Here is a 24,148-nt window from a genome sequence, read left to right on the forward strand (position 1 = left end):
AGCGTTTTTACGGTTCATTAACACTTTGCAAGACGGGACTTTTCGGCTTGCGCAAATTAAGACTTTATCAAGCAACTCTTAAGCATTTTCAGCTCTTTATGGGTGAATGAATACCTGCATCACACGCCGCAAAGTCGGGTATGCCCGCGTCAGTACCACGGGGCAGACTCTGGAACTTCAACTCAACACACTCAAGGAATTCGGATGTCGCCGTATCTACCGCGAGAAGGCCAGCGGGGCGGACGCTGAGCGCCCTGAACTCCGCAAGCTCCTTGCCAGCCTTAAACCCGGCCAGAGCGTGGTGGTGACCCGGCTTGATCGTCTGGCACGCAGTACATTTGACCTGTTCTCTATCGTTAAAACGATCACGGACAAAAAGGCCCAGTTTTATTCTCTGGCCGAGCCCTGGACTGACACCAGCACAAGTACAGGCAGGCTGATGCTTGCAGTCCTTGGTGGTCTTGCTGATGTGGAGCGCGACCTTATCCGCACGCGTACAGCGGAAGGACGCGCTCGTGCGATGGAGCAGGGCAAGCGCATGGGGCGGCCGAGGCAAATAACGGACGTGCAGAGGCAGGAGATCACAAGCCGGAGGCAGAAAGGAGAAACTCTGAAATCTGTTGCTACAGCCTTCGGGATTAGCGAAAGCACAGTCTCACGCATTGCCCGTGGACGGGACAGCCACGTCCATTATGCAAAAAGGCCGGGGAAACGACGCAGGACTAAAGCGTAGTCCTACAGGCACCCCCTATCGGTCCGCCCCAGACGGCCTGATCCCGGCTGCTCAAACCAGCAGTTTCGTCAAAACTGAAGTGCGATCAAAGGATAGTTGGGATTTTCTTTCTGCCTAGCTAGATTTCTATACTCAGAAAAATATGCCTAAATCGCAGAACACATAATGGCTTTTGACTAATTTCGCGAAGAAATTTCCAGCAGATGGTCACCCAAAAAAGCCTGCGTGTAATGTTCTGTCCATTAGGCCGCACATAGGCCGCCGGAACGCATCTGGCCGCAAAAACGCGCGCGATATCGGGAGACGCGTTTCGCGGCAAAACAGACAATAATTTTTTCTATCTGTCCGGATTATTTTACTGTGTGAGAAAGGCTGGCTCCCGAAGTAGGACTCGAACCTACGACCCAGCGATTAACAGTCGCTTGCTCTACCAACTGAGCTATTCGGGATCAGCGAGGCATCGTATAACCGTGATCCGGGGGAGCCGTAAACCCCCTTTTTTCATTTTTTTTGTGTTTCCTGTTTTTATGAGCAGACGACGCGCAAAGCTCCTCGTGGTAAGAAAGACGCATGAGCGCACAAGGACCTTCCTCCGCCCCGGCTTTCCGCCGCAGAATTGTTCTGACAGGCCTTGCCGGACTGGGTGTGGCCGGAACGGTGGGCGCGTTTGAACACCACAGGCACAAACGCTCCCACCGCAGACAGCCGGATGGTCAGTATCGTAAACTCAGGCTGATCTGGCCGCATGCGGATACCGCGCCGGTTCTGGCCGTAGCCTACCAGAAAGGATTTTTTGCCCGCTATAGTCTGGATGTGGAAGGGGTTTTTGCGCCGCAGAACGGCAATGATGCACTGGATGCGCTGGTTGCAGGCAAAGCCGATTATGCTGTTGCTCCGGCCCTCACATGGCTGCCGCGCCTGTATAGCGGCCTGCCCGCCAGCCTTGTTCTGGGCATCCAGCCCGGTACCTTCCGCCTGCTGGTGCGGCGCGGAGCAAACATCACCCGGCTTGATCAGCTTGTCGGCCGGACTGTAGCCGTACCTGATAAAAATGCCGCGGATAAATTCTTCTTTGCCATCATGATGCGCCGTAAGGGCATTAACGCCATGGACGGCATCACATGGACGGATATGCCAGCCGAGCAGATGGTAGACGCCGCCAGTGCCCGCACTCTGGATGCGCTCGTGGCGCATGACCCGCTGGCGTGGCAGTTACTCAACAGCCACCCGGACCTGTTTGCAGAACTGGTCAGCAGCAATACTGGCCATTACGCGGACCGCACCAGCCTGATTCTCGGCGCCTCTCACACCGCGCTGGAGACAGATCCGGACGCCGCAACCGCCCTCACCCTTGCATTGCGGGACGCAGCAAAATGGGCCAACCAGCACAGGGACGAGGCCGCAACACTGGTTGCTGATGAATCACCAGAGTTCAGCACTGAAACCATGCGCGCCATGATGCGCCATCAGCCTGCCATCAGCCCCGTAACCGGCCACGCGCTGCGCGACCAGATTGCGCAGTATTGTGATGAATTGCAACTTATCGGCCTGCTGCCCGATACAGAAGCCGCCGCCGATATTGCCCGGCGCACAACACGTAATGTGCTGAACGGCTAACAGACTTTTCCCCTCCGCGTCCTTTGTTTCTGACACCCGCAGGGCAGCGCAGGTTCAGGGCAGTTCTGGCGCTTTCTTTTTACGCGGCAGGCGAATTTCACTCGCCAGAACCCCCAGCACAATCAGCCCGGCCCCGGCTATAGCCAGCGGTGGCAGGCGTTCCCCCGCAATGCGCCCCACAAGCCCGGCCCACACAGGTTCACCTGCGTAAATGACCGTCGCCCGCGTGGCGGAAATCGTTTTCTGCGCCCAGTTCATGGCAAACTGGATAACCGCGCTCATCACCCCCAGCCCTACGCCAGATGCCACCCAGACCCATGAAAACGCCGGAACATGCTCACCAGCCACCGGCATAAAGACCAGTGCCAGCAGGCCTGCTACCAGCAACTGCACGATGGTCACCCTGCGGCTGTCCACCCGCAGCGCATAGCGGCTGATCAGAATAATTTCCGCAGCTATGGAGACAGCACCGAGAAGAGTCGCAACTTCACCGGGGCTGAAGCTGAGGCCACTGGCCGCATCCGGCCCGGTCAGGCAGATCAGGCCAACAAATGCGATAAACACCCCAACCCAGCTCATCATATGCGGTCGGCGCTTCAGCACCGCCCACTGGAGAAAAGGCACCATCGGGACATAGAGCGCTGTGATAAACGCTGACTGGCTGCTGGAAATAGTCTTCAGTCCCAGAGTCTGAAAGGTATAGCCCAGAAAAACACCCACCCCGATCATGCAACCGGCCTTCAGCTCATACCGCGTCATACCCGCGAGGGATTTGCGGAACAGCAGAAGGGACATCAGACCAGCCGTAATAAACCGCACGCCCACAAAAAACAGCGGGCCGGTATGTTCCATGGTATGATGGATGATCAGGAATGTTGCCCCCCACAGCATGGTGATCAGGACAAGTATGATCTCCTGCTGGGACAGGAACTTGACGCGAGAGCCTGAGGGGGGTGGAGTCTTGATCATAGTTAGCAGCGTATATGGGCACTATAATGCACAATCAACCCCCACGATCCGATGTTTTAAAGTATGTGGGGACAAACCTGCGTCGCCTGCGCAAGGAAGCAGGCCTGAGTCAGGAGGCTCTGGCCAATGCCTCGGGTATCAGCCGCCGCATGATTGTCAGTCTTGAAGCAGGCAACGCCAATATTAGTCTGGGGAGTCTGGACCGGCTGGCAGAAGCACTGGACACAACCTTTCTCAAACTGGTGAGCAACCCGGAGCGGGAATTACGCCGCATTGAGGAAGTGATGTGGCGCGGCAAGACAGATGCCAGCAAGGCGACTCTTTTGGGCGCGGCCCCTGCGCGGCATGATACGCAGCTCTGGCTATGGTCCCTCGCACCGGGGGAACGCTATGTGGCGGAACCTGACCCGGAAGGCTGGCACGAGATGATTTTTGTGCTGGAAGGGACGCTGACCCTTGAGTTCGATACGGAAACTCAGCTTGTACAGGCCAATGATTTTACAATTTATAACAGCGCACAGAACTATGCCTATCTGAACGCTGGCAAGAAAATCCTGCGCTTTGTGCGTACGGTTTCTTCCTGAACGCACGACCTCTCACACACTCATCCAATCATGTGAAAGAACCCGCCTGATGCTTTCAATCAGCGGGAACAGCCTGTCCGACAAGACCACCTGATCAGGAGTGTTCCCTGCGGCACTCCCGCCTTCTCAGAAAAACAGGCAGACCCAAGCCTACTGTTCCAATTTCAGCGGAGCGTGCTGACAAACCGCTCCAGACGCGCACAGGCCTCCATCAGATCTGCATCGCCCGTGGCGCAGGAGAGACGCAGATATGGAGACTGCCCGAACGCGCTGCCGGGCACCGTGGCCACATAGCCTTCATCCAGAAAAGCCAATGCGAAATCATGGTCGGTTTCCAGCCGTGTGCCGCCTGCGGTGGTACGGCCAAGGCAGCCCGCTACACCGGGGTAAGCATAAAAGGCACCTTCCGGCATGGCGCAGGTCAGGCCGGGGATTCGCCGGAGCGCATCGACCACCATCTGCCTGCGGCGGCCATAGGTTGCCGCCATTTCCTGCACCAGATCCGCCGGGCCATCCAGCGCAGCCGCCGCCGCAGCCTGCGCAATGGTGCAGATGCCGGATGTCGCGTTGCCCTGAACGCCACGCATGGCGGCAATCAGATCTTTCGGCCCTCCGGCAAAGCCAACACGCCAGCCCGTCATGGCATAGGCTTTGGAAACGCCATTGAGCGTGATGATGCGGTCTTTCAGGTCCGGCGCAACAGCGGCGAGTGAGGCAGAACGCACGCCATCAAACACCAGATGTTCGTAAATTTCGTCTGACAGAACCCAGAGATCGGGATAGCGCCGCACGATTTCCGCAATCGGCTCAAGCTCCTCCGCCGTCATGACGGCCCCGGTCGGGTTATTGGGAAAGTTCAGGACAAGCCAGCGGGATTTTGGAGTCAGCGCTGCCGCAAGGGCTGCGGGATCAAGCTTGAAGCCCTCTTCCTCCCGGCAGGGCACTACCACCGGCACACCGCCAAACATGCGGGCAATCAGCGGATAACTCACCCAGTATGGCGCTGGCACCACCACTTCATCACCGGGGTTGAGTGTCGCCATAAAGGCGTTGAAAATAACCTGCTTGCCGCCGTTGGACGCCATAATTTCATCCGGCGCGTAGTCCAGTCCATTTTCCCGCGTGAACTTGCGGGCAATGGCGGCCTTCAGCGCAGGGGTGCCGTCCACAGGCGGGTATTTGGTCTGCCCGGCCAGAGCGGCCGCATGAGCCGCCTCCACCACAGCGGGTGGCGTGGGGAAGTCCGGCTCCCCCAGCGCCAGAGAAATAACCGGCTTGCCTTCCGCCCGCAGCGCACGGGCACGGCGTGCCATCTCAATGGTTGCCGGAGCCGGAAGTCCGTCCAGCCGACGCGCGAAAGACCGTGCCATACTCTTAAATCAGCCCTTTGCAGAAACGCTGGATGCGGGCGCAGGCTTCCCGCAGGCTTTCCGTATCCGTGGCATAGGAAATGCGCATGTAATCCGGATACATAAAGGCCGAGCCATGCACAGCGGCAACGCCTTCCTCTTCCAGCAGGGCTGTCACAAAATCCTCATCCGTTTCCAGCTTACGCCCACCGGGGGAAGTTTTGCCAAGGCACGCCTTGACGGACGGGAAGACGTAAAACGCACCTTCCGGCTTGTCACACTGCAAACCTTCGGCCTCATTCAGCATGTCTACCACCAGATCCCGCCGGGCCTGATAGGTTTTGACCATCCCGCCAATAAAGTCCTGCGGGCCTGTCAGAGCTTCAACTGCCGCCGCCTGCGCAATGGAGCAGGTGTTGGACGTGGACTGCCCCTGCAGCTTGTTCATGGCTTTGGTCAGTTCCACCGGCGCGCCGGAGAAGCCAATGCGCCAGCCTGTCATGGCATAGGCTTTAGAGACACCATTCATCGTCACGGTGCGGGACCGCAGCAGCGGCTCGACTTCCACAAACGTGGCGGGACGGAAGCCGTCATAAGTCAGCTTGGCGTAAATATCGTCTGTAAACACCCAGACATGCGGGTGCCGCAGCAGCACATCACACAGCGGCCGCAGGTCCTCGGCGGAATAGGCCGCGCCGGTCGGGTTACAGGGGGAATTCAGGAAAAGCCATTTTGTGCGCGGCGTAATCGCGGCTTCCAACTCTTCAGCCGTCAGCTTGAAGCCGTTTTCCCGGCGGCAGGGCACAATAACCGGCACGCCTTCTGCCAGCGTCACGATATCCGGGTAAGACACCCAGCACGGTGCGGGAATAATGGCTTCATCACCCGGATTGAGCGTTGCCATCATGGCGTTGTAAATCACCTGCTTGCCGCCGGTGGACACAATGATTTCTTCTGGCGTGTAATCCAGACCGCTATCCAGACGGAAGCGTTCCGCCACGGCTTTGCGCAGAGCGGGGGTGCCTGCCACGTCCGTATAGCGGGTCTGGCCGTCTTCAATCGCCTTCATGGCGGCGCGGGCAATGTTGTCAGGTGTGCGGAAATCCGGCTCACCAGCGGAAAGACTGATGATATTCCGCCCCTGCGCCTTCAGCTCACGCGCTTTGGTCGAAATAACAATCGTCTGGCTCGGGCTGATCCTGTTCAGACGGTCAGCAACAATGCTCATAATTCCAACACTTCCTGACACATTATGCCATCGGCCCCGCCTCTGGCTGCCGGAACAGGGCCGAATGGAGATAAAAAACCGGCAAGGGCCGACACCCTAATGCGCTTCTGCGTCCGGCGGAACCGGGGAAACCACGCATGGCAGCAAATTTTATGAAAAATCTTTTATACAGACCCACAAGACTGCCGGATCGCTCACCTCAGCGCGTCGGGATATCCGGCAGCGGCACGCACATCCTCCGGCGTCATACCGGCCTCCCGCATGGCGCGGACGGCTTTCGCGCCATCCCGCTTGGAAAGACGCCGCCCCTGCGCATCACATAATAACGGGTGAAACAGATACGCTGGCGCGGGCCAGCCCATCAGCGCCTGTATCAGCCGGTGCAGGTCGGTTGCGGGACGCAGATCGTCTCCGCGTGTCACCAGTGTGACACCCTGTGCGGCATCATCATGCGTGACACACAGATGGTAGGACGCCGGAACATCCCGTCTGGCCAGCACAACATCGCCAAACAATTCAGGCTGGCACTGCACTGTCCCGCGTGCGAGATCCTGATAGGTCAGAGGCCAGACGGCAGGAACCTCCGTCCTGAGAGAATTGAGCGCCTTGGCCATATCCAGCCGCAAGACATGCGGCTTTCCCGCTGCCAGAGCCGCCACCCGCGCTGGGGCAGACAGAGAACGGCATGTGCCGGGATAAAGCAGGCTCCCATCCGGCGCAGCATGTGGGGCGGACATCATGCCCGCAGATTCCCGCGCAATATCAGAGCGGGTGCAAAAGCAGGGATACAGCACCCCCATCTGCTTCAGCCAGTGCAGCGTTGCGCGATAGGCAGGCATATTTCCGGATTGTCGCAGCACAGGACCCGCAGAGCGCAACCCCAGCCAGTCCAGGTCCTCCAGTAAAGCCGTGGCGTAATCGTCCCGGCAGCGTTGGGGGTCAATATCTTCCATCCGCACCAGCCAGAGGCCGTGCGGCCCCTTCTGCGTCCAGCCTGCCAGAGCCGACGCCACATGCCCCAGATGCAACAACCCGGTCGGGCTGGGCGCAAAACGTGTCACCCATGAAGACTCCGTCATAGGGCGCAACCGGGCAGAACAGGACTCATAACACTCTCATACAATGACAATAATACTGTTTTGTTAAATACTTAGGTCATTTCTTGCGATAAACAACTCTATCTGCAATACTCCTGCCAACACTGATCTCGACGACGCACTTCTGACGGCGTTCTGTTACGAGTTTTAACGCCAGCACCGGAAGTTGCGCCCTCACTCCCCCAAGGAGGCGCGTCTTGGCTGACGGCAGTACGATAAACTTCCCTGCTCTGGTGTTAAACGCGGATTTCCGCCCGCTCTCCTATTTTCCGCTCTCCCTCTGGTCCTGGCAGGATACCATCAAAGCTGTGTGCCTCGACCGTGTTTCGGTGCTGAGCGAATATGATGCTGAAGTCCATTCCCCCCACCAGACTTTCCGCCTGCCCAGCGTTATTGCGCTGAAGGATTATGTGCCCTCCGCCCGCAAACCCGCCTTTACGCGCTTTAATGTTTTCCTGCGGGACAATTTTTCCTGCCAGTATTGCGGAGACCAGCTCCCCACGCAGGATCTGACGTTTGACCACGTTATTCCCCGCTGCAAGGGCGGACGCACCACATGGGAAAATGTCGTCACCGCCTGCGGGATCTGTAATCTGCGCAAAGGCCCGCATCTGCCGCACAGCATCAACATGCTGCCCCGCCAGAGACCTGTGCGCCCCACATCATGGCAGTTGCAGGATAATGGGCGGGCCTTTCCGCCCAATTACCTGCACGAAAGCTGGCGGGATTATTTGTACTGGGACACAGAACTGGAAAGCTAAAAGCCCCGCACAAAGCCGGGCCGCCCGGTGTTATCGGGTGTAGCTGTAACCATAGTCATCCGCCTGCTTTTGCAGGTCGGGCGCATCTTTCAAATTCAGCGGCAACGGATGCGCGTCTTTTTCACCCAGAATGAAGTTATGGTTGCTCATGCGCTGGCAGGTATTGGCCGCCAGAGGAAAGCTGAGGAACATCGGGCCTTTCATCTGATTTCTCAGGCAGGACACATCCGTATCCAGAAAAGGCTTCCGGCCAATTTCAGAGGAACAGCCACCCAGCAGCATAAGCCCGGTGAGCATCATTCCAAAGCCGAGTGTCTTCTTGTTCCGTCTCACAACCACGCTGACCTTTTTTTCTCGCCACACCGCACCGGCATCCAGACGCCGGACAGGGCTGATCACCCTGCCATGCCTTGCCGCCTGCGCCTAGTATAAGGCTTGGCAAATCCCCCCCGTGCGGACCGCATGACACAGAGGGTTTCCACTTTATCCGACGTCAAACCCCGCCCCGAGAATAGCATTCTGCAGGGAGGACTTGCCCGCCTGTGCCGGGTCATATTCCACTTTTACCTCGCCTGTGGCCAGATTAACGTCCGTGCTTTTTACGCCATCCACCGCGGCCAGAGCGCGCCTGATGGAGGACACACAGCCATCACAGGTCATACCTTCAACCATAAAGCTTATTTCTGTGGTTGCCATGAGTGCGTCACCTCGCATTGAAATCTTACCCTCTGGCGGCATTGCGCCAGAACCAGCGCACAGTGTACCCCATCCGCCCCTCCTGCCCCAACCCCTATCCGACGGGGCAGGATAGTCCTCCACCCGCAGGGGCCTGATGGCAGCAGTCACGTCTTTTCACACTCCCCCTCTCGGCAGAGAGCCTGCTGGCGCGTAAGATACGCTTATGCCGGACACGCCTCACTTTTCTGCAACGCTCCCGCCTCAGCCGGAAACATGCTGGCGGACCACAACTCTGCATCGCCTGATGCTGACAGCACTGCTGAACGAGCTGGATGCGGCCCTCCTCAGCACGTCCAGCGCCACCCGGACGCTGGAGGACTGGAGCAGGCGGCACCGCTTGGCTCCAGTTCCCACAGTACGGGCTGTCTGCCAGCAAACGCCGCCACGCCCATGCCCGCCGGCCTTGCGGCAGGCTCTTGGATTATCTGATGATAGCCCGGCCGATGCGCTGCGTTACCGGCATGTCCGGCTGATCTGTGGCGAACGTACTCTGTCAGACGCTGAAAACTGGTATCTGCCGGACCGCCTGACAGCGGAAATGAACACGGCGCTGGACACGACAGAAACCCCGTTCGGGCGTGTCACCGCGTCCCTTGCCTTCACGCGCCGCCTTGTGCTGGCTGAGCGCCTCTGGTCTCCGTTGCCTACGGGGTGGGAACTCCACCCCCTCCCCACCGGGTCCGACACACCTCTGGTTTTTCCACCTGTCCTGTTCCGGCATCACGCGGTACTGGCCCGGCAGGACGGCACGCCTCTCAGCGCCGTGATTGAAAGCTACACCGCCGGGGCTTTCAGCTTCCCGCCGCCCGCCTTCTCAACCACTTTGTAAACAGTCTTTACGCCGGAGCCTGAAACCTGCTCCCACACAGAAGATTCAGGTTCCAGATCCTTGCCTCAGCTCTCAGCTCTCAGCTCTCAGCTCTCAGCTCTCAGCTCTCAGCTCTCAGCTCTCAGCTCTCAGCTCTCAGCTCAGGCGTTCTCGCTCATGCGGGTCTTGTCAACAAACTGTTCTGTCGCGTCATCCAGCGCGCGGGTTTTGCGGCCACCCGGGCCATGCACATACAGGTCTTTGCGGTCCACAGAGTCCACAACATCCGGCTGGATGGGCATCAGGTAACGCGCTTTGCGCATATGGTCGGCAAGCTGGAGTTTGGGGTTAAAGACGGAATTGAACTTCCACAGCATTTTTACGAAGTTTGTCTGCCCCTTCAATAACAGACGGCCCGCAATGCCTGCGGTATCTTTCAGCGCTTCCCAGCCCATATGTTTGGTGTTGAGCACCTGCTGGGTTTTCACCAGTTCTTCATAAAATTCCGGCAGGGGCAGCTTGGTGGGCAGCACGGCATGCTGGATATCAAACAGGCGATAGTCCCGCGTGGTCAGGCGGCGCGCTTCCTTGTGCCAGATTTCCGTGCCCGGATACGGGGTGGTGACGGAAATATTGACGATTTCCGGAATTTCCAGACACCACTGCCGCACCGCCTCAAACCGGGCGCGATCCCAGTCAGGATCAGCAATAATGTTGATCGCGACAATCAGCCCCAGAGACCGCGCATACTCAAGTGCCTCAAAGTTCTTATCCAGTGAGACCCGTTTACGGAACTGCTTCAGCCCTTCCTCATCCACCGCTTCCATGCCGATGAAGATGTAGGACAGGCCGATCTCACTCCAGACCTTGAACACTTCCTTGTTCCGCAGCAGCACATCCGCCCGCGTTTCCAGGTAGTATTCTTTTTTAATACCGCGTTTTTTAATTTCATTGGCAATGGCCATACCGTGCTCTTCATGCACAAAGGCCACATCATCCACAATAAAGATGCCCGGTTCTTTGATCTCTTCCAGTTCATCCGCAATAACGGTCGGGCTGGCGGTGCGGTAAGAGCGGCCGTAGAACGTCCATGCCGAACAAAATGTGCAGTCCCACGGGCAGCCCCGCGCAAATTCGATGGAGGCCGCAGGGTCCAGCGTGCCGATAAAGTATTTATTGCGGTGCCGCAGCAGGTCACGCGCCGGACGGATGGCATCCAGTGATTCCACAAAAACCGGCGGCGGCCCTTCCCCGTCCATCGTCACTACACCGGGGACGCTCAGCAGATCTTTGCCATCTTCCAGTGCGCGCAGCAGCAGGCCGATGGAGGCGTCCCCCTCCCCTTTCAGGATGCAGTTGACCGCCCCTTCGGACAAAGCCAGCACATCCCGCGCAATAAAGGAGACTGAGTGACCGCCAATAAACTGGAAAATATCGGGGTAGCGCACCCGCGTGGCGCGGCAGAGGTCGATAATTTCCGGTACATTGGCGAGGTAGTTTCCAGAAAAACACACCACATCCGGCTGAAAACTGTCCAGCAGCGCCCAGTAATCCTTGTGAGTTTCAGCCTGCAGATCAATAAGCTGCACGTCATGCCCGGCGTCCCGCGCCGCACCTGCCACCAGTTCCAGCCCGAGTGGCTCCAGCCGGAGAAAAACCTTGGTATACATCAGGGCGCTGGGGTGAACCGCCAGGACTTTCATGACATTCCTTTCCTATACGGGCGACCACAGACAGGCATGGCCTCGACCGGTTTGTCAGAATTTCTTGAGCCTTGGATCATAAAGGATCAGCCCCGCGTAACCTTGGTGCTGACAACCCACCACCCATGCAGGAAACAAATGTCTTCACAGGGGTGTGCGGACGCAAAATCGCACCTTAACCCTTTGTTACACCATTATTTTTCTATTATTGCAGTTTCATGACAAGCCTCCGGAACGGTCTCTCCGGTCTGCTCATAACTTTTATGTGCATTCTGCAGGAGGCGCTGTGGGGAACACCATCAGCCCTCATACACATCTGGCCCGTCCAGCCCCCGGAACGCCGTGAGGCGCGCCAGGTTCTGGTACGGGCCAGAGTGTCTCATACCAGAGCAGTCATGCCGTCAGGCAAAGACCGCGCTGAAATGAACGACCTTCTCAGGGAAGGATTTCGGTTTCCGCAAAGAAGAAGCGGATTTCATTGGCAGCGTTCTCTGCACTGTCGGAACCGTGCACGGAGTTAGCTTCAATGCTTTCAGCAAACTGAGCACGGATGGTGTGTGCTTCAGCTTTCTTCGGGTCCGTGGCACCCATGACGTCGCGGTTCTTGGCAACGGCGTTTTCGCCTTCCAGAACCTGCAGAACCACCGGGCCGGAGATCATGAAGGACACCAGATCGTTGTAAAACGGGCGTTCTTTATGCACAGCGTAGAACGCACCGGCCTGAGCCGGGGTGAGCTGCACGCGCTTCTGCGCCACAATCTTCAGGCCTGCGTCTTCAAACACGGCATTGATTTTGCCGGTCAGGTTACGACGGGTGGCGTCGGGCTTAATGATGGAAAGAGTACGTTCTGTCGCCATGTGCGGTCTCCTCATTCATAATCGGGCCGCACAATAAAGCGGCCTTTCCGCCTGCTCCTCTAGAGCATATTCGCGCAGGCTGGTAGGTACTTCACCAGATCATAATAAGATTCCAGCCAGAACGAGACCCTCCTTGAGCCTTCTTGTCATTTCCGACCTGACCCTCCGCATTGCTGGCCGCACCCTTCTGGACCACGCGGACCTCTCCATAGAACCGGGCCGCAAGGTCGGGCTGGTGGGGCGGAACGGGGCTGGAAAATCCACCCTGCTGGCCGCCATTGCGGGGGACCTTGCGCCGGATGGCGGGGAAATCCGCCTCTCTTCCCGCGCCCGCATGGCCCGCGTCAAACAGGAAGCCCCTGCTGACGGAGCCTCCCTGATGGAAACGGTTCTGGCGGGCGATACGGAGCGCACAGCCCTGCTGAACGAGGCCGAAACCGCGACAGACCCGGTCCGTATTGCAGAAATTCATGAACGCCTGCGCGCTATTCAGGCCGACAGCGCCCCGGCCCGCGCCGGGTCCGTGCTGGCCGGTCTCGGCTTTAGTGCGGAAGCCCAGCGCCGCCCAGTGTCGGACTTTTCCGGTGGCTGGCGGATGCGTGTCTCCCTCGCGACCGCCCTGTTTTTAGAACCCGACCTTCTGCTGCTGGATGAACCGACCAACCATCTCGATCTGGAAGCAACTCTCTGGCTGGAAGGCTGGCTGACGCGCTTTGCCGGAGCCGCGCTGATTGTCAGCCATGATCGCGGACTGCTGGATACGTGCGTGGACGCCATTGCGCATCTGGACAAAGGCAAGCTCAGCCTCACCCCCGGCGGCTATGAGAATTTTGTACGAATCCGCACGGAACAGGCGTTGCAGCAGGCGCGCGCGGCTGAACGAATCGCGGCGCAACGCGCCCATATGCAGTCCTTTGTGGACCGCTTCCGCGCCAAAGCCACCAAAGCCCGGCAGGCACAGGCCCGCCTGAAGGCGCTGGAAAAACTGCCGGTGATTGAAAGTGTGGTGGAGGAGACCCCTACCCGCTTCGCCTTCCCGGAGCCGGAACAACTCGCCCCGCCCATGTTCACGGCCAATCGCGTGAGTGTGGGCTATGGCACCACGCCCATTCTCACCAATCTGTCTTTCCGGCTGGATATGGAAGACCGGATTGCCCTTCTGGGGGCAAACGGAAACGGGAAATCTACCCTCGCCAAGCTGATTGCGGGGCGTCTGGAGCCGATGTCCGGCTCTGTTGAGCGCAACTCCCGCCTGAAAATCGGCTACTTCGCCCAGCATCAGGCAGAAGAGCTGGTGCTGCATCAGACCCCGATTGACCATATGGAGCGCGCCCTGCCCAAGGCCCTCCCGCCCGTCGTGCGGGCGCAACTGGCGCGGTTTGGGCTGGATGCGGACCGGGCGGAAACGCCGGTCAAGGATCTTTCAGGCGGTGAGAAAGCCCGGCTGCTCCTGGCGCTTGCCACGCGCGACGCCCCGCAACTGCTGATTCTGGACGAACCGACCAACCATCTGGATCTGGATGCGCGGGATGCGCTGGTCCGCGCCCTGTCGGAGTTTGAAGGGGCCGTATTACTGATCAGCCATGACCCGCATCTGGTTGAAATGGTGGCGGACCGGCTGTGGCTGGTCGCGGATGGGAAAGTCACGCCGTTTGAAGGCGATATGGCCGAATACCGCCGCTGGCTGATTGAGCAGAACCGTGCCGCCAACCGCAGCACAAAACCGGATACCTCCGCACAGGCCAGCCGTAAGGATGATCGGCGGGAACGCGCCGAGGCCCGCAAGGCTCAGGCTCCGCTGCGCAAAATCATCAAAGATGCGGAAGCGAAGCTCGCCAGACTGGCGACGGAACGCACCAGAATTGAAACAACCCTCGCCGACCCGGCTCTCTACGCCGACGGCAAGGCCGATGAAGTCACCCGCCTGAACACCCGCCTTGCCGCCATTGGCAAGGAACAGGCGGAACTGGAAGAACGCTGGCTGGAAGCCGAAGCGGAAATAGAAAACGCAGCCCTGGAGGACTGACGCTCCGGGCGTCAGTCTGCCGGTGTCAGTGAGCTAGCATCAGCCAGCCAGACGGGCTTCTTTCCTGCCGTCCCGCGCCTCACTCCACAAAGAGAGCAGGAACAGGAGAAGCCCGATGCAGGACAGGGCCATGCCCGCCCAGCCGGTTGCGGCGTCCCCATACCCGGCCACCAGCACAAGGCCACCCAGCCAGGCTCCCAGCGCGTTCGCCATATTAAACGCCGCATGGTTCATTGAGGCCGCAAGCGTCTGCGCATCAGCCGCTACATCCATCAGGCGCATCTGCATGGCGGGAGAAAGCGCAATACCACCCCCCAGCATGAACACCGCCAGAGCGGTCAGGGGGATATTGGTGGCAACCAGCGCAAACAGCCCCAAAGCAACGGCATTCCAGATAAACGCGCCGATGGTTGCCCATTTCAGGTTTCTGTCCATCACAATACCGCCGACCCACGCGCCGACAAACATGCCGACACCCCACAGCGACTGGAACAGAGGAACCGCCCAGACCGGCACGTGGGTCACGCTCTGCAACGTCAGGGAGAAATAGGTATAGACGCAGAACATCCCCCCACACCCGACAGCGACCGTGCCAATGACAAACCAGACCTGCTTGCGGGAAAACGCGGCCAGTTCCCCCAGAGCGGAGCGTGCACGATTGGGGGCGTCATACGGCACAAACATCTGCACCATCACGCAGCACACCGCGCTGATCAGCCCGATCAGCAGATAAGACAGCCGCCAGCCAAAATACGTTCCGGCATAACTGGCAAAGGGTGCGCCCAGAATATTGGCGATGGTCATGCCCGCAAACACGCGCCCGACGGCGCGCCCCCGGTACCCCCGCTCCACCAGACCCGCCGCAACCAGCGCGGCCACCCCCATAAAAGAGCCATGCGGCAGCCCCGTAATAAACCGGGCAATTTCCAGCATGTGCAAGGAGGTCGCACAGGTGCTCAGGCAGTTTGTCACCGCAAACCACGCCATGAGCACCACCATCAGGGAACGGCGTGAAAAACTCGCCCCGATCACAGAAACCAGAGGAGCACCTACCACAACACCCAGCGCGTAAGCGGAAATCGCGCCCCCGGCTTCTGGGGCTGTCACATGCAGGCTGTCCGCAATCTGGGGCAAAAGCCCCATCGCCGCGAACTCCCCTGTTCCAATTGCAAATGTTCCCACAGCAAAAGCGAGAATGGCCTTTGAGGCTGCCTGAAGCCCCCCGTCGTTCCCGCCTGACATCGTTACCCGCACTCCCCAGTTCTCATTTTTGTCTGAATCATTTCATTCAGAACATTTTATTACAGAACGTACAAAAATATGTACTGTTCCCGGTCACTAAAATCCCCATCAGTCGTTACATAGCCATTCCTTCCTTTGAAAGAACTGCTTTCCATGACTTCCGCCTCCGCTTCTCCGCCTGATTGCGCCGCATCATCTGAGCAAACTGACAAAAAACAGACGGATACTGCCGCTCCGTCCTGCCCCGTCCCTGAAACTAACTCAGAGGACAGCGCCGGGTGGCTGGGCAGCATAACCCACATCCTGCGGCTGACACTGGGGCTGGCCGTGATCGGGCTGATGGTGTGGCTACTGGGGGATGTGCTGACCATCCTGTTCGCCGCGACGCTGTTTGCCGTGGTGCTGCATGGCCTGTCCAGAATTCTCGTCAAACATCTGCGCTTGCCCTACGGCTGGTCTCTGACGGCCGTGGTGGCTGCGCTGATCGCAGCGGTGGCGTTACTGGTGTGGGGCAGCGGTCCGGCCATTGTCAGCGAGGCCTCCAAACTACAGGATGCCCTGCGCCAGCAGGAAGCCTCTCTGCGCACCACCTTGCAGCATAACCCCACCGGCCAGATGATCCTGAATTATCTGCCCGCCTCCCTTGGGGGCAATCAGGGCGGCAGCGGTGGCAGCCTCGCCTCGCTCGGCTCACGGATTGCAGGCTCCATGACTGGCATCCTTGGCTCCGCCTTTGGCGCTGCGGGCACGATTGTCGTGATTCTGATCGCCGGACTGTATTTCGCCATGGACCCGGCCCTGTATGCCAACGGTGCTCTGCGGCTGGTGCCTGTCGCTCAGCGCCCCCGCGCCCGGATGCTGATGCTGCGTGCCAGCCAGACGCTGTGGGCCTGGGTTGCCGGACAGTCTCTGGACATGCTGGTGGTGGGTGTTCTCTCCGGCGTGGGCCTCTGGTTTATCGGCGTGCCGCTGGCTCTGGCACTGGGTGTGCTGGCGGGGCTGTGTAACTTTATCCCCTATATCGGCGCGATTATGGGGGCCGTGCCCGCCCTGCTGCTGGCGCTGTCTCTGGGCACGCGGGAAACCATCATGGTGGCGGTGCTCTACAGCGTGATCCAGTTTTTTGAAGGGAATGTTCTGGCACCCGTTATCCAGCGCCATGCCGTGCAGATGCCCCCGGCCATCACGGTCCTCTCCCAGACGCTGTTTGGCGCCATTCTGGGGTTCCCCGGTCTGATTTTTGCCTCCCCCTTAACCGCAGCACTCCTCTCCATTTTTGATGGGTTAACGCCCCCTCTCTCAGATGACGAACGCGTATAAAAACTCCGTCGTGACAAACCGGTAGGAACACCGTAAGATTTTGGTAATTACTTCCGGAGTCTTGGTCCAGAAATGCGCATTCTTCTTGTTGAAGACGATCAAACAGTCAGAATCTTCATCGCTAAAGGCCTGTCCGAATCAGGGCATCTCGTCGAGCAGGCTGAAAACGGCAAAGATGGGTTGTCCCTCGCCACCAACGAGAATTTTGACATCATCATTCTGGACCGGATGCTGCCGGGCGGCGTGGACGGCATCCATATTCTCGAAACATTACGGCGGCAGGGGAACGTAACCCCTGTGCTGCTGCTCTCGGCTCTCGCTGATGTGGATGAAAAGGTTGCCGGGCTGAAAGCTGGCGCCGATGACTACGTCACCAAGCCCTTCTCCTTCAGTGAGCTTCAGGCGCGTCTGGAAGCACTTGTCCGGCGCAACCGGAACGAGGCCCAGCCGCAGACCCGCCTTGTGGTCGGGGATCTTGAAATTGACCTGCTCTCCCGCGGGGTCAAACGGGCCGGGCAGAAGATTGACCTGCAACCGCGTGAATTCCGGCTGCTTGAGTTTCTGATGCGCCATGCCGGGCAGGTTGTAACCCGCACCATGCTGCTGGAAGGCGTGTGGGATTACCATTTTGACCCGCAGACCAACGTGATTGACGTCCATGTCTCACGCCTGCGCCAGAAAATTGACAAGCCCTTTGGCCGTCCGCTTGTCCACACCATCCGCAATGCGGGGTATATGTTGCAGGAATGACCGCGCCGGTCTCCTCTGCGCCCGCAAGCCCGCAGCCCGGCTTTCTACGCCTCCGCTCGGTCAGCTTACGGTTCGCACTGGTTTACGGGACGCTTTTTGTCTGCTCCGCTGCCCTGTTTTTCTCCTTTATCTGGTGGGGAACCGCCGGGCTGCTGGAGCATCAGGTTGAACAGGCGATCACCATAGATTCCCGCTCCCTGTTCAATATCTGGGAAGAAAGCGGCCCCACCGGCCTGACGATGGTGATTGATGACAGGCTGGAGCAGGACGTGGATGACAACGCCCTGTATCTGCTGATCAACAAAGACAGGAAATGGGTCGCGGGCAATCTCTCGGAATGGCCGCACCAGATTACCAGCGACCAGCGCTGGTTTAACCTCCCCGTTCAGCGCGCCTTTGCGCAGGATACAGCCAAGGTGCGGGCCTATGCTCTACCGGAGGGGTACCACCTGCTGATTGGGCGGGATATCAGCGGCCGCACTCTGCTGCGCAAGATGCTCACGGATACGCTGCTCTGGGCGTGCCTCATGCTCATTCTGCTGGCTGTCGGCGGTGGGTGGCTTATCCGGCGGCTGTTCCGGCACGTTATCCAGTCCATCAGCCGCACCACGCAGGCGATTACCCACGGAGATATGTCCCGCCGCATGCCGGTGCAGGGCACGGATGATGAGCTGGATGAAATTGCCATCACCATCAATGAAATGCTGGACCGGATCAGCCGCCTGATGGAAGGCGTCCGGCAGGTTTCAAACGCCATTGCGCATGACCTGCGCACCCCCATCGCCCGGGCGCGTGCCCAACTGGAAGATGCCGCGCTGCACGCAACAAGTGAGGCGGAACTCCGCGCGGCGATGGAGCAGGCGGCCAGTAATCTGGACAACGTTACTGCTATTTTTGAAGCACTCCTGCGGATCGCCCAGATTGAATCCGGGGCGCGCCGCTCCGCCTTTGTGCAGTTTGATCTGGTTCCGGCGTTGCAGGATGTGGCGGACCTGTATCAGGCCGTGGCGGAAGAGCACGGGCTGAAATGTGTGCGGCACCTGCCCGACCATCTGCCCTTTTTTGGAGACCGCGCCATGTTCCAGCAGGCCGTGGCCAATCTGCTGGATAACGCCATAAAGTTCTCGCCCCCCAACGGCACAGTCACGCTGTCTGCTGAAATCCTGACCACCGGACGGTGCTCAGATGGCAGCAGCGACCGACAGCTCAGCCTGAGTGTGACGGATGAAGGGATCGGCATGAATGATGCCGATATAGCCCGTGCTTCCGAGCGGTTTTTCCGGGCGGAACAGGCCAGACATACCCCCGGTTCCGGCCTTGGTCTGTCTCTTGTGGAGGCCATTGTGCACCTGCATGACGGACAGTTGCAGCTGGCCTCAAACACCCCGGGGTTGCTCGCCCGCATCACCGTCCCGCTGCCGGATGAGGCCACAGCCTCTTCTGAACGCGCTGGCGACCCTCCTCACCCCTTCTGAGGCGCGCACATTAACGAATACTTATGCCCTCATTTCGGCCTTAAAAAAGACACTGCGCCCCTAAAACTATCAGGGCATGAGACGACCCCTGCCTCTCACCCTTGTGCTGATTTTAGGGAGTCTTGTGGTGACACCCCTCGCCACACGACTGTCAGCACAGGCCGTTATGCCCCCTGCCCCGCCTGCTGAGGAGCGGCGGATTATGCGTGCGCTGCCCCCAAGCGAGCCTGTGGTCATTACCTCAGACAGTGTTGAGTTCTGCCTCCGGCTCTCGCATGTCATTGATACTTACAAGACGCAGGGCGTCTTGCCGCATACTGTCAGCCAGCTCCGGGACGAAGGCACAGACCTGTGCCGGCAGGGGCTGGTTCGCTCCGGACTGATCCGCCTGCGGCGCGCCATTGTCAGCCTGAAAAGGACAACACCGTAATGCGCCTCTCACCCCAAATCCCCTCCTTCCATGTGCCAGCTTTTGCACTGGCCGTTGCCCTGATTGCTCCCGGCCTTGCCTTTGCGGAGACAAAACCGGAGGAGACCTACACCCGTCTGGATATCAGCGGCTCAGGCTCAGTGCAGGCAGCACCGGACCAGCTTACTGCGCATTTCCGGGCGGAAGGGCGGGCAAAAACAGCCGCCGCCGCTCAGCAGGCTGTCAACACGCTTGTCCATAAAGCGGTGGAACAGTCCGGCAAGACCTCCGGGATCAAAGCCGCCGTGCTGCAATATTCCGTTTCAGAAGAGCGACCGGACAAGGCTCCTGCCTCATGGACAGCCTCACAGTCCCTCACCTTTACCGCGCCCGATGGTTCAGGCCTGCTGCCGCTGACCGGAGACCTTCAGGGGGAAGGGCTGATACTGGAAGATCTTTCATGGTCTCTCTCGCCCGAAAACCAGAAAACGCTGAAGCTGGACGCCGAGAAAAAGGCCGTTGAAGACCTGAAAAAGCAGGCCGATACCCTTGCTGCATCCCTTGGCCTGCATGTTGTGCGGTTTGCCAAGGTGTCCATCTCCGATGGCGGCTACCCCAGACCCGTCATGCTGATGGCAATGCCTGCACGGGCCGGTCTGGCCGACGGTGCCCCTCCGCCTTCCAGCACAGCGGAAGTCCAGACGGTGCATGCCAGCGCCAACGCTACAGTTCTGCTGACGCCGTAAACCGGACGATAAACTGGCCGCCTGTGCATCTACTGCGGGCGGCAACTCGCCATAAAAAAAGCGCCTGTGCGGGGTTTCCCCTCGCACAGGCGCTTTTTGGTTCTGCCGGGCGGATCAGACTGCTTAGATCAGCCTGCACCCGGAGGCAGAGCTTAACGGGGAGCCAGCACCATGATCATCTGCCGGTTTTCAAGACGCGGCATCTGTTCAACTTTAGCCTGCTCTTCCATCTCGGTCCGGATACGCTCCAGCACCTTGATGCCCAGTTCCTGATGCGCCATTTCACGGCCACGGAAACGCAGGGTGACTTTCACCTTGTCGCCATCCCCCAGGAAGCTTTTTACGGAACGCATTTTAACCTGGTAGTCATTTTCGTCGATATTCGGACGAACCTTGACTTCCTTGATTTCAATGACCTTCTGCTTCTTGCGGGCTTCGTTACGCTTTTTCTGCTGCTCGTATTTGAACTTGCCGTAGTCAAGAATCTTGGCAACGGGCGGTTCTGCGTTCGGGCTGATCTCAAGAAGATCGAGTCCGACGCCATAAGCGCGAGCCAGCGCATCGCGGGTCGACATGACACCCGCCATCTCGCCTTCTTCGTCAATCAGACGAACCTGCGGAACGCGGATCTCTTCGTTAACACGTGGTCCCTCGCGGGTGGGCGGCGCGGGAATAGGGGGTCTGGCTATGGTCAGCTCCTGTCATGGATACAAAACAAACAGAAGCACCTCCCGGTGCTTCCGCTTACGGTGTTATTATGTGCGCAATTCTCAGCCGTTTATCAAGCATATCCGGCCAGAAAACAGACTCATTCCAGCCCTGCCAAAAACAACCGGCCGAGTCTCACGCCTTTTTGCGCAGGTCCGGCGGCGTTGCTTCCTCAGCCATCAGGGCCACAACCTCATCAAACCCGAGCGTTTCCTGATCTTTCCCGCCCAGACGGCGCATGGCCACGGTCCGCTCCTCCGCCTCCCGGCGGCCAACCACCAGAATAACCGGCACGCGCGCCACACTATGCTCACGAATCTTGGCGTTGATCTTGTCGTTGCGCACATCGGCTTCCGCGGCCAGACCAGCCGCGCGCAGGGCCGCGGCCACCTCTTCCGCATAGGCTCCGGCATCACTCACGATAGACGCGACAACCACCTGCACAGGGGCCAGCCAGAGCGGGAACCGGCCAGCATGCTGCTCGATCAGAATACCAAGGAACCGCTCGAAGGACCCAAGAATCGCGCGGTGCAGCATTACCGGCCGGTGGCGTGCTGAGTCCTCGCCAATATAGCTCGCATCGAGTCGTTCCGGCAGCACCAGATCGACCTGAAGGGTGCCGCACTGCCAGTCACGCCCGATGGCGTCACGCAGCACAAATTCCAGCTTGGGGCCGTAGAACGCGCCCTCACCCGGGTTATATTCATACGTCACACCGGCCACTTCACACGCTTCCTTCAGCGCGCTTTCAGCTTTGTCCCATGTTTCGTCACTTCCGGCCCGCTGCTCCGGGCGGTCCGCAAACTTCACGCGAACATGCTCAAAGCCCAGATCCTTGTAGACCTCATGCAGCATGCGCACGAACTGCACGGTTTCATCCGCAATCTGGTCTTCCGTGCAGAAGATATGCGCATCATCCTGCGTAAAGCCGCGCACGCGCATCAGCCCATGCAGCGCGCCGGAGGGTTCATACCGGTGGCACGCCCCGAATTCCGCCATACGCATCGGCAGTTCACGGTAGGAGCGCAGGCCGTGGCGGAAAATCTGCACATGGCACGGGCAGTTCATGGGTTTGAGAGCGAGGGTCTTATCCTCGTCCTCCACCGTCGCCACAAACATGTGGTGGCGGTATTTGTCCCAGTGGCCGGAGGCTTCCCACAGGCCACGATCCACCAGTTGCGGGGTCCGCACTTCCTGATAGCCGCCACGGGTCTGGGCGCGGCGCATATAATCCTGAAGGGCGCAATACAGACGCCAGCCTTTATGGTGCCAGAAGATCTGCCCCACCGCTTCTTCCTGAAAATGGAACAGGTCCATTTCCCGGCCAATGCGGCGGTGGTCACGGCGTTCCGCCTCTTCAAGCTGGTGCAGGTGGGCGTCCAGTTCCTTCTGGTCCCGCCATGCGGTGCCGTAAACACGGGTCAGCATCGGGTTGCGATGGTCACCGCGCCAGTAAGCCCCGGCCACTTTCATGAGTTTGAAGGCCGTGCCAACATCCTTTGTGTTGCGCAGATGCGGGCCTCGGCAGAGGTCCAGCCACTCGCCCTGACGGTAGATGGAAATATCTTCATCTTCCGGCAGATCACGGATCAGCTCGGCCTTGAAGCGTTCCCCCTTCTCTTCAAAAAAGGCAATCGCCTTATCCCGCGGCCAGACTTCCCGCACAAAGGGCTCGGCATTGGCAACGATGTCCTTCATCCGCGCTTCAATCGCGGCGAAGTCTTCCGGGGTAAACGGCTCGTTGCGATAAAAGTCGTAATAAAAGCCGTTTTCAATGGACGGCCCGATGGTCACCTGTGTGCCGGGGTAGAGAGACTGCACAGCTTCGGCCAGCACGTGGGCGGCGTCATGCCGGATCATCTCCAGAGACTCCGGGTCTTTCCGGGTAATAAAGCGGACGGCGGCATCATCGCTTATGGCGCGGCCAATATCCTGCAATGCACCGTTGACCTCCATGGCCAGTGCCGCTTTGGCCAGCCCCGGCCCGATGGCTTCGGCAATGGCCGTGCCCGTAACCGGCCCGTCAAAACTACGAACGGATCCGTCAGGCAAGGTGATGGCAGGCATGGAAGAACTCCGGAGATCAGATGGTTGGAAAGGTTTCTAATGGCGGCAGGAGAGCGCGGCTGCAACCCTGTTGACGGAAAGTGTCGCCAGATCCTGCACAGAAAGCACACAAACCTGCCCCGGCACCCGCCCCAGCGGGGCGGTAAGGGACGGATTACTGTCCGCGGAAAACAGCACAACGGAGGGGCAGCCCATCAGCGCGGCCAGATGCATTGGCCCGGTATCATTCCCCACCGCCATCTGCGCCCGTGCGGCCAGCCCCGCCAGTTCCGGCAAGGTTGTCTTACCTGTCAGGTCCAGCGCCTGCGGGCAGTCCTGCCGGATGATGTCCGCCAGCGGTGTCTCCCCCCGGCCACCCACAACGACAGGGAGCAGACCCAGACTTTCAAGACGGGCCGCAAGTTCGGCATACCGGCGCACCGGCCAGCGTTTGGCCGGGCGATGCGGGGAGGCTCCGGGCACAATCAGCGCATAGGGTCTGTCCAGATGCGGCCCGCGTTCCGCCAGCCATGACACATCCGGCACCGGCACATCCGCAATGCCTGCCCGCCGCAACTGGTCGCGCTGGCGGGGGCCTGTATGCATGTCATTCCTCCAGCGGTTATCATGCCGCAGAGGGCCGTGCCCCACATGCCCGCACCAGCTTGCCGGGCGTCCGGCCAGCACAAAATAACGTGCTGTGCGGCTGGAAGTCTGAAGGTCGTATATCCTGTCGTAGCTACGCAGGGACTGGCGGAGCTTCAGCAGGGCCGGAAGATTGCTCCATGCAGGCCGCTGGTCGGTCTCAACTGCGTCAAACCACGGAGAAAGACGGGCCAGTTCTACAAAAGGCTGCGTGGTCAGGAGCGTGATAGACGCCTGAGGATGCGCCGCCCGGATAGCCTGAAACGGGCCGAAGCTCTGCACAAAATCCCCCAGCGCCCCCAGCCGGATGACCAGAATACGCTGCACAGCCTGCGG

The 24,148-nt window shown here is 59.3% G+C and carries 23 protein-coding genes and 1 tRNA gene; 11 read left to right on the forward strand and 13 right to left on the reverse strand.

The features are described from left to right. The first annotated feature begins 106 nt into the window (after positions 1 to 106). Positions 107 to 733, forward strand: a complete 627-nt coding sequence (locus tag JK199_RS00890) for a recombinase family protein (RefSeq protein WP_212373089.1) — start codon at positions 107 to 109, stop codon at positions 731 to 733. Between the two features lie 373 nt (positions 734 to 1,106). Here the strand turns inward: JK199_RS00890 and JK199_RS00895 are convergent. Then, a tRNA-Asn gene (locus tag JK199_RS00895) sits at positions 1,107 to 1,182 on the reverse strand. Positions 1,183 to 1,303: 121 nt separating this feature from the next. Between JK199_RS00895 and JK199_RS00900 the strand changes: the two genes are divergently transcribed. After that, positions 1,304 to 2,350: an ABC transporter substrate-binding protein gene (locus JK199_RS00900; RefSeq protein ID WP_212373091.1), complete on the forward strand. Its 1,047-nt coding sequence runs from the start codon at positions 1,304 to 1,306 to the stop codon at positions 2,348 to 2,350. A gap of 54 nt (positions 2,351 to 2,404) precedes the next feature. Here JK199_RS00900 and JK199_RS00905 read toward each other — a convergent pair whose 3' ends face one another. Continuing rightward, positions 2,405 to 3,319 carry a DMT family transporter gene (locus JK199_RS00905; protein ID WP_212373093.1) on the reverse strand — a complete coding sequence of 305 codons (915 nt, stop codon included), beginning with the start codon at positions 3,317 to 3,319 and terminating at the stop codon, positions 2,405 to 2,407. A 26-nt stretch (positions 3,320 to 3,345) separates the two neighbouring features. On the opposite strand from JK199_RS00905, the gene JK199_RS00910 reads away from it, so the two are divergent. Then, complete coding sequence (locus tag JK199_RS00910; protein ID WP_212373095.1) at positions 3,346 to 3,903, forward strand: helix-turn-helix domain-containing protein; 558 nt, start codon at positions 3,346 to 3,348, stop codon at positions 3,901 to 3,903. Positions 3,904 to 4,067: 164 nt separating this feature from the next. Here the strand turns inward: JK199_RS00910 and JK199_RS00915 are convergent, their stop codons facing one another. The 3 genes from JK199_RS00915 to gluQRS form a co-directional block, all read right to left on the reverse strand. Beyond that, positions 4,068 to 5,273 carry a pyridoxal phosphate-dependent aminotransferase gene (locus tag JK199_RS00915; protein ID WP_212373097.1) on the reverse strand — a complete coding sequence of 402 codons (1,206 nt, stop codon included), beginning with the start codon at positions 5,271 to 5,273 and terminating at the stop codon, positions 4,068 to 4,070. Positions 5,274 to 5,277: 4 nt separating this feature from the next. Continuing rightward, positions 5,278 to 6,480, reverse strand: coding sequence for a pyridoxal phosphate-dependent aminotransferase (locus tag JK199_RS00920; protein ID WP_212373098.1), 1,203 nt, complete (start codon positions 6,478 to 6,480; stop codon positions 5,278 to 5,280). A 194-nt stretch (positions 6,481 to 6,674) separates the two neighbouring features. Next, positions 6,675 to 7,559, reverse strand: coding sequence for a tRNA glutamyl-Q(34) synthetase GluQRS (gene gluQRS / locus JK199_RS00925; protein ID WP_212373100.1), 885 nt, complete (start codon positions 7,557 to 7,559; stop codon positions 6,675 to 6,677). A 215-nt stretch (positions 7,560 to 7,774) separates the two neighbouring features. Here gluQRS and JK199_RS00930 point away from each other — a divergent pair, with 215 nt between their 5' ends. After that, positions 7,775 to 8,338 carry an HNH endonuclease gene (locus JK199_RS00930; RefSeq protein ID WP_025827178.1) on the forward strand — a complete coding sequence of 188 codons (564 nt, stop codon included), beginning with the start codon at positions 7,775 to 7,777 and terminating at the stop codon, positions 8,336 to 8,338. A gap of 30 nt (positions 8,339 to 8,368) precedes the next feature. On the opposite strand, the gene JK199_RS00935 is transcribed toward JK199_RS00930, so the two are convergent. Together JK199_RS00935 and JK199_RS00940 are read right to left on the reverse strand one after the other, a co-directional pair. Beyond that, on the reverse strand, positions 8,369 to 8,638 hold the full coding sequence (locus JK199_RS00935) for a hypothetical protein (protein WP_212373560.1): 270 nt from the start codon (positions 8,636 to 8,638) through the stop codon (positions 8,369 to 8,371). Positions 8,639 to 8,821: 183 nt separating this feature from the next. Next, positions 8,822 to 9,034 carry a heavy-metal-associated domain-containing protein gene (locus tag JK199_RS00940; protein ID WP_025827182.1) on the reverse strand — a complete coding sequence of 71 codons (213 nt, stop codon included), beginning with the start codon at positions 9,032 to 9,034 and terminating at the stop codon, positions 8,822 to 8,824. A gap of 205 nt (positions 9,035 to 9,239) precedes the next feature. Here JK199_RS00940 and JK199_RS00945 point away from each other — a divergent pair, with 205 nt between their 5' ends. Further along, positions 9,240 to 9,905, forward strand: a complete 666-nt coding sequence (locus tag JK199_RS00945) for a hypothetical protein (RefSeq protein ID WP_212373103.1) — start codon at positions 9,240 to 9,242, stop codon at positions 9,903 to 9,905. A gap of 140 nt (positions 9,906 to 10,045) precedes the next feature. On the opposite strand, the gene hpnR is transcribed toward JK199_RS00945, so the two are convergent. Then, positions 10,046 to 11,587 carry a hopanoid C-3 methylase HpnR gene (hpnR, locus tag JK199_RS00950; protein ID WP_025827187.1) on the reverse strand — a complete coding sequence of 514 codons (1,542 nt, stop codon included), beginning with the start codon at positions 11,585 to 11,587 and terminating at the stop codon, positions 10,046 to 10,048. Between the two features lie 435 nt (positions 11,588 to 12,022). After that, positions 12,023 to 12,445 (reverse strand): nucleoside-diphosphate kinase, encoded by a 423-nt coding sequence (gene ndk, locus JK199_RS00955; protein ID WP_043553592.1) that lies wholly within the window; start codon positions 12,443 to 12,445, stop codon positions 12,023 to 12,025. Positions 12,446 to 12,578: 133 nt separating this feature from the next. Between ndk and JK199_RS00960 the strand changes: the two genes are divergently transcribed. Next, positions 12,579 to 14,471, forward strand: coding sequence for an ABC-F family ATP-binding cassette domain-containing protein (locus tag JK199_RS00960; RefSeq protein ID WP_212373105.1), 1,893 nt, complete (start codon positions 12,579 to 12,581; stop codon positions 14,469 to 14,471). 39 nt (positions 14,472 to 14,510) lie between these two features. Here JK199_RS00960 and JK199_RS00965 read toward each other — a convergent pair whose 3' ends face one another. Continuing rightward, entirely contained in the window at positions 14,511 to 15,713 is a 1,203-nt protein-coding gene (locus JK199_RS00965; RefSeq protein WP_086656277.1) for an MFS transporter, read from the reverse strand. A 153-nt stretch (positions 15,714 to 15,866) separates the two neighbouring features. On the opposite strand from JK199_RS00965, the gene JK199_RS00970 reads away from it, so the two are divergent. From JK199_RS00970 to JK199_RS00990, 5 genes are all read left to right on the forward strand, one after another. Further along, positions 15,867 to 17,033, forward strand: coding sequence for an AI-2E family transporter (locus JK199_RS00970; RefSeq protein WP_025829010.1), 1,167 nt, complete (start codon positions 15,867 to 15,869; stop codon positions 17,031 to 17,033). Between the two features lie 72 nt (positions 17,034 to 17,105). Next, entirely contained in the window at positions 17,106 to 17,783 is a 678-nt protein-coding gene (locus JK199_RS00975; protein ID WP_025829011.1) for a winged helix-turn-helix domain-containing protein, read from the forward strand. Beyond that, a complete protein-coding gene (locus JK199_RS00980) occupies positions 17,780 to 19,258 on the forward strand; it encodes a sensor histidine kinase (protein WP_212373107.1) in 1,479 nt (492 codons plus the stop codon). The genes JK199_RS00975 and JK199_RS00980 overlap by 4 nt, the downstream gene beginning before the upstream one ends. Positions 19,259 to 19,334: 76 nt before the next feature. Further along, positions 19,335 to 19,688, forward strand: a complete 354-nt coding sequence (locus JK199_RS00985; protein ID WP_212373109.1) for a hypothetical protein — start codon at positions 19,335 to 19,337, stop codon at positions 19,686 to 19,688. Next, on the forward strand, positions 19,688 to 20,413 hold the full coding sequence (locus JK199_RS00990) for an SIMPL domain-containing protein (RefSeq protein WP_212373111.1): 726 nt from the start codon (positions 19,688 to 19,690) through the stop codon (positions 20,411 to 20,413). Before JK199_RS00985 ends, JK199_RS00990 begins: the two co-directional genes overlap by 1 nt. A 152-nt stretch (positions 20,414 to 20,565) precedes the next feature. Here JK199_RS00990 and infC read toward each other — a convergent pair whose 3' ends face one another. The 3 genes from infC to JK199_RS01005 all read right to left on the reverse strand — a co-directional run bounded on the left by infC (position 20,566) and on the right by JK199_RS01005 (position 24,139). Beyond that, entirely contained in the window at positions 20,566 to 21,087 is a 522-nt protein-coding gene (infC, locus tag JK199_RS00995; protein ID WP_025829015.1) for a translation initiation factor IF-3, read from the reverse strand. A gap of 169 nt (positions 21,088 to 21,256) precedes the next feature. Then, entirely contained in the window at positions 21,257 to 23,188 is a 1,932-nt protein-coding gene (thrS, locus tag JK199_RS01000; protein ID WP_212373113.1) for a threonine--tRNA ligase, read from the reverse strand. Between the two features lie 36 nt (positions 23,189 to 23,224). Then, complete coding sequence (locus tag JK199_RS01005; RefSeq protein ID WP_212373562.1) at positions 23,225 to 24,139, reverse strand: glycosyltransferase family 9 protein; 915 nt, start codon at positions 24,137 to 24,139, stop codon at positions 23,225 to 23,227. Between the last annotated feature and the right edge of the window lie 9 nt (positions 24,140 to 24,148).

Source organism: Acetobacter persici, assembly GCF_018256955.1.
Classification (GTDB): domain Bacteria; phylum Pseudomonadota; class Alphaproteobacteria; order Acetobacterales; family Acetobacteraceae; genus Acetobacter; species Acetobacter persici.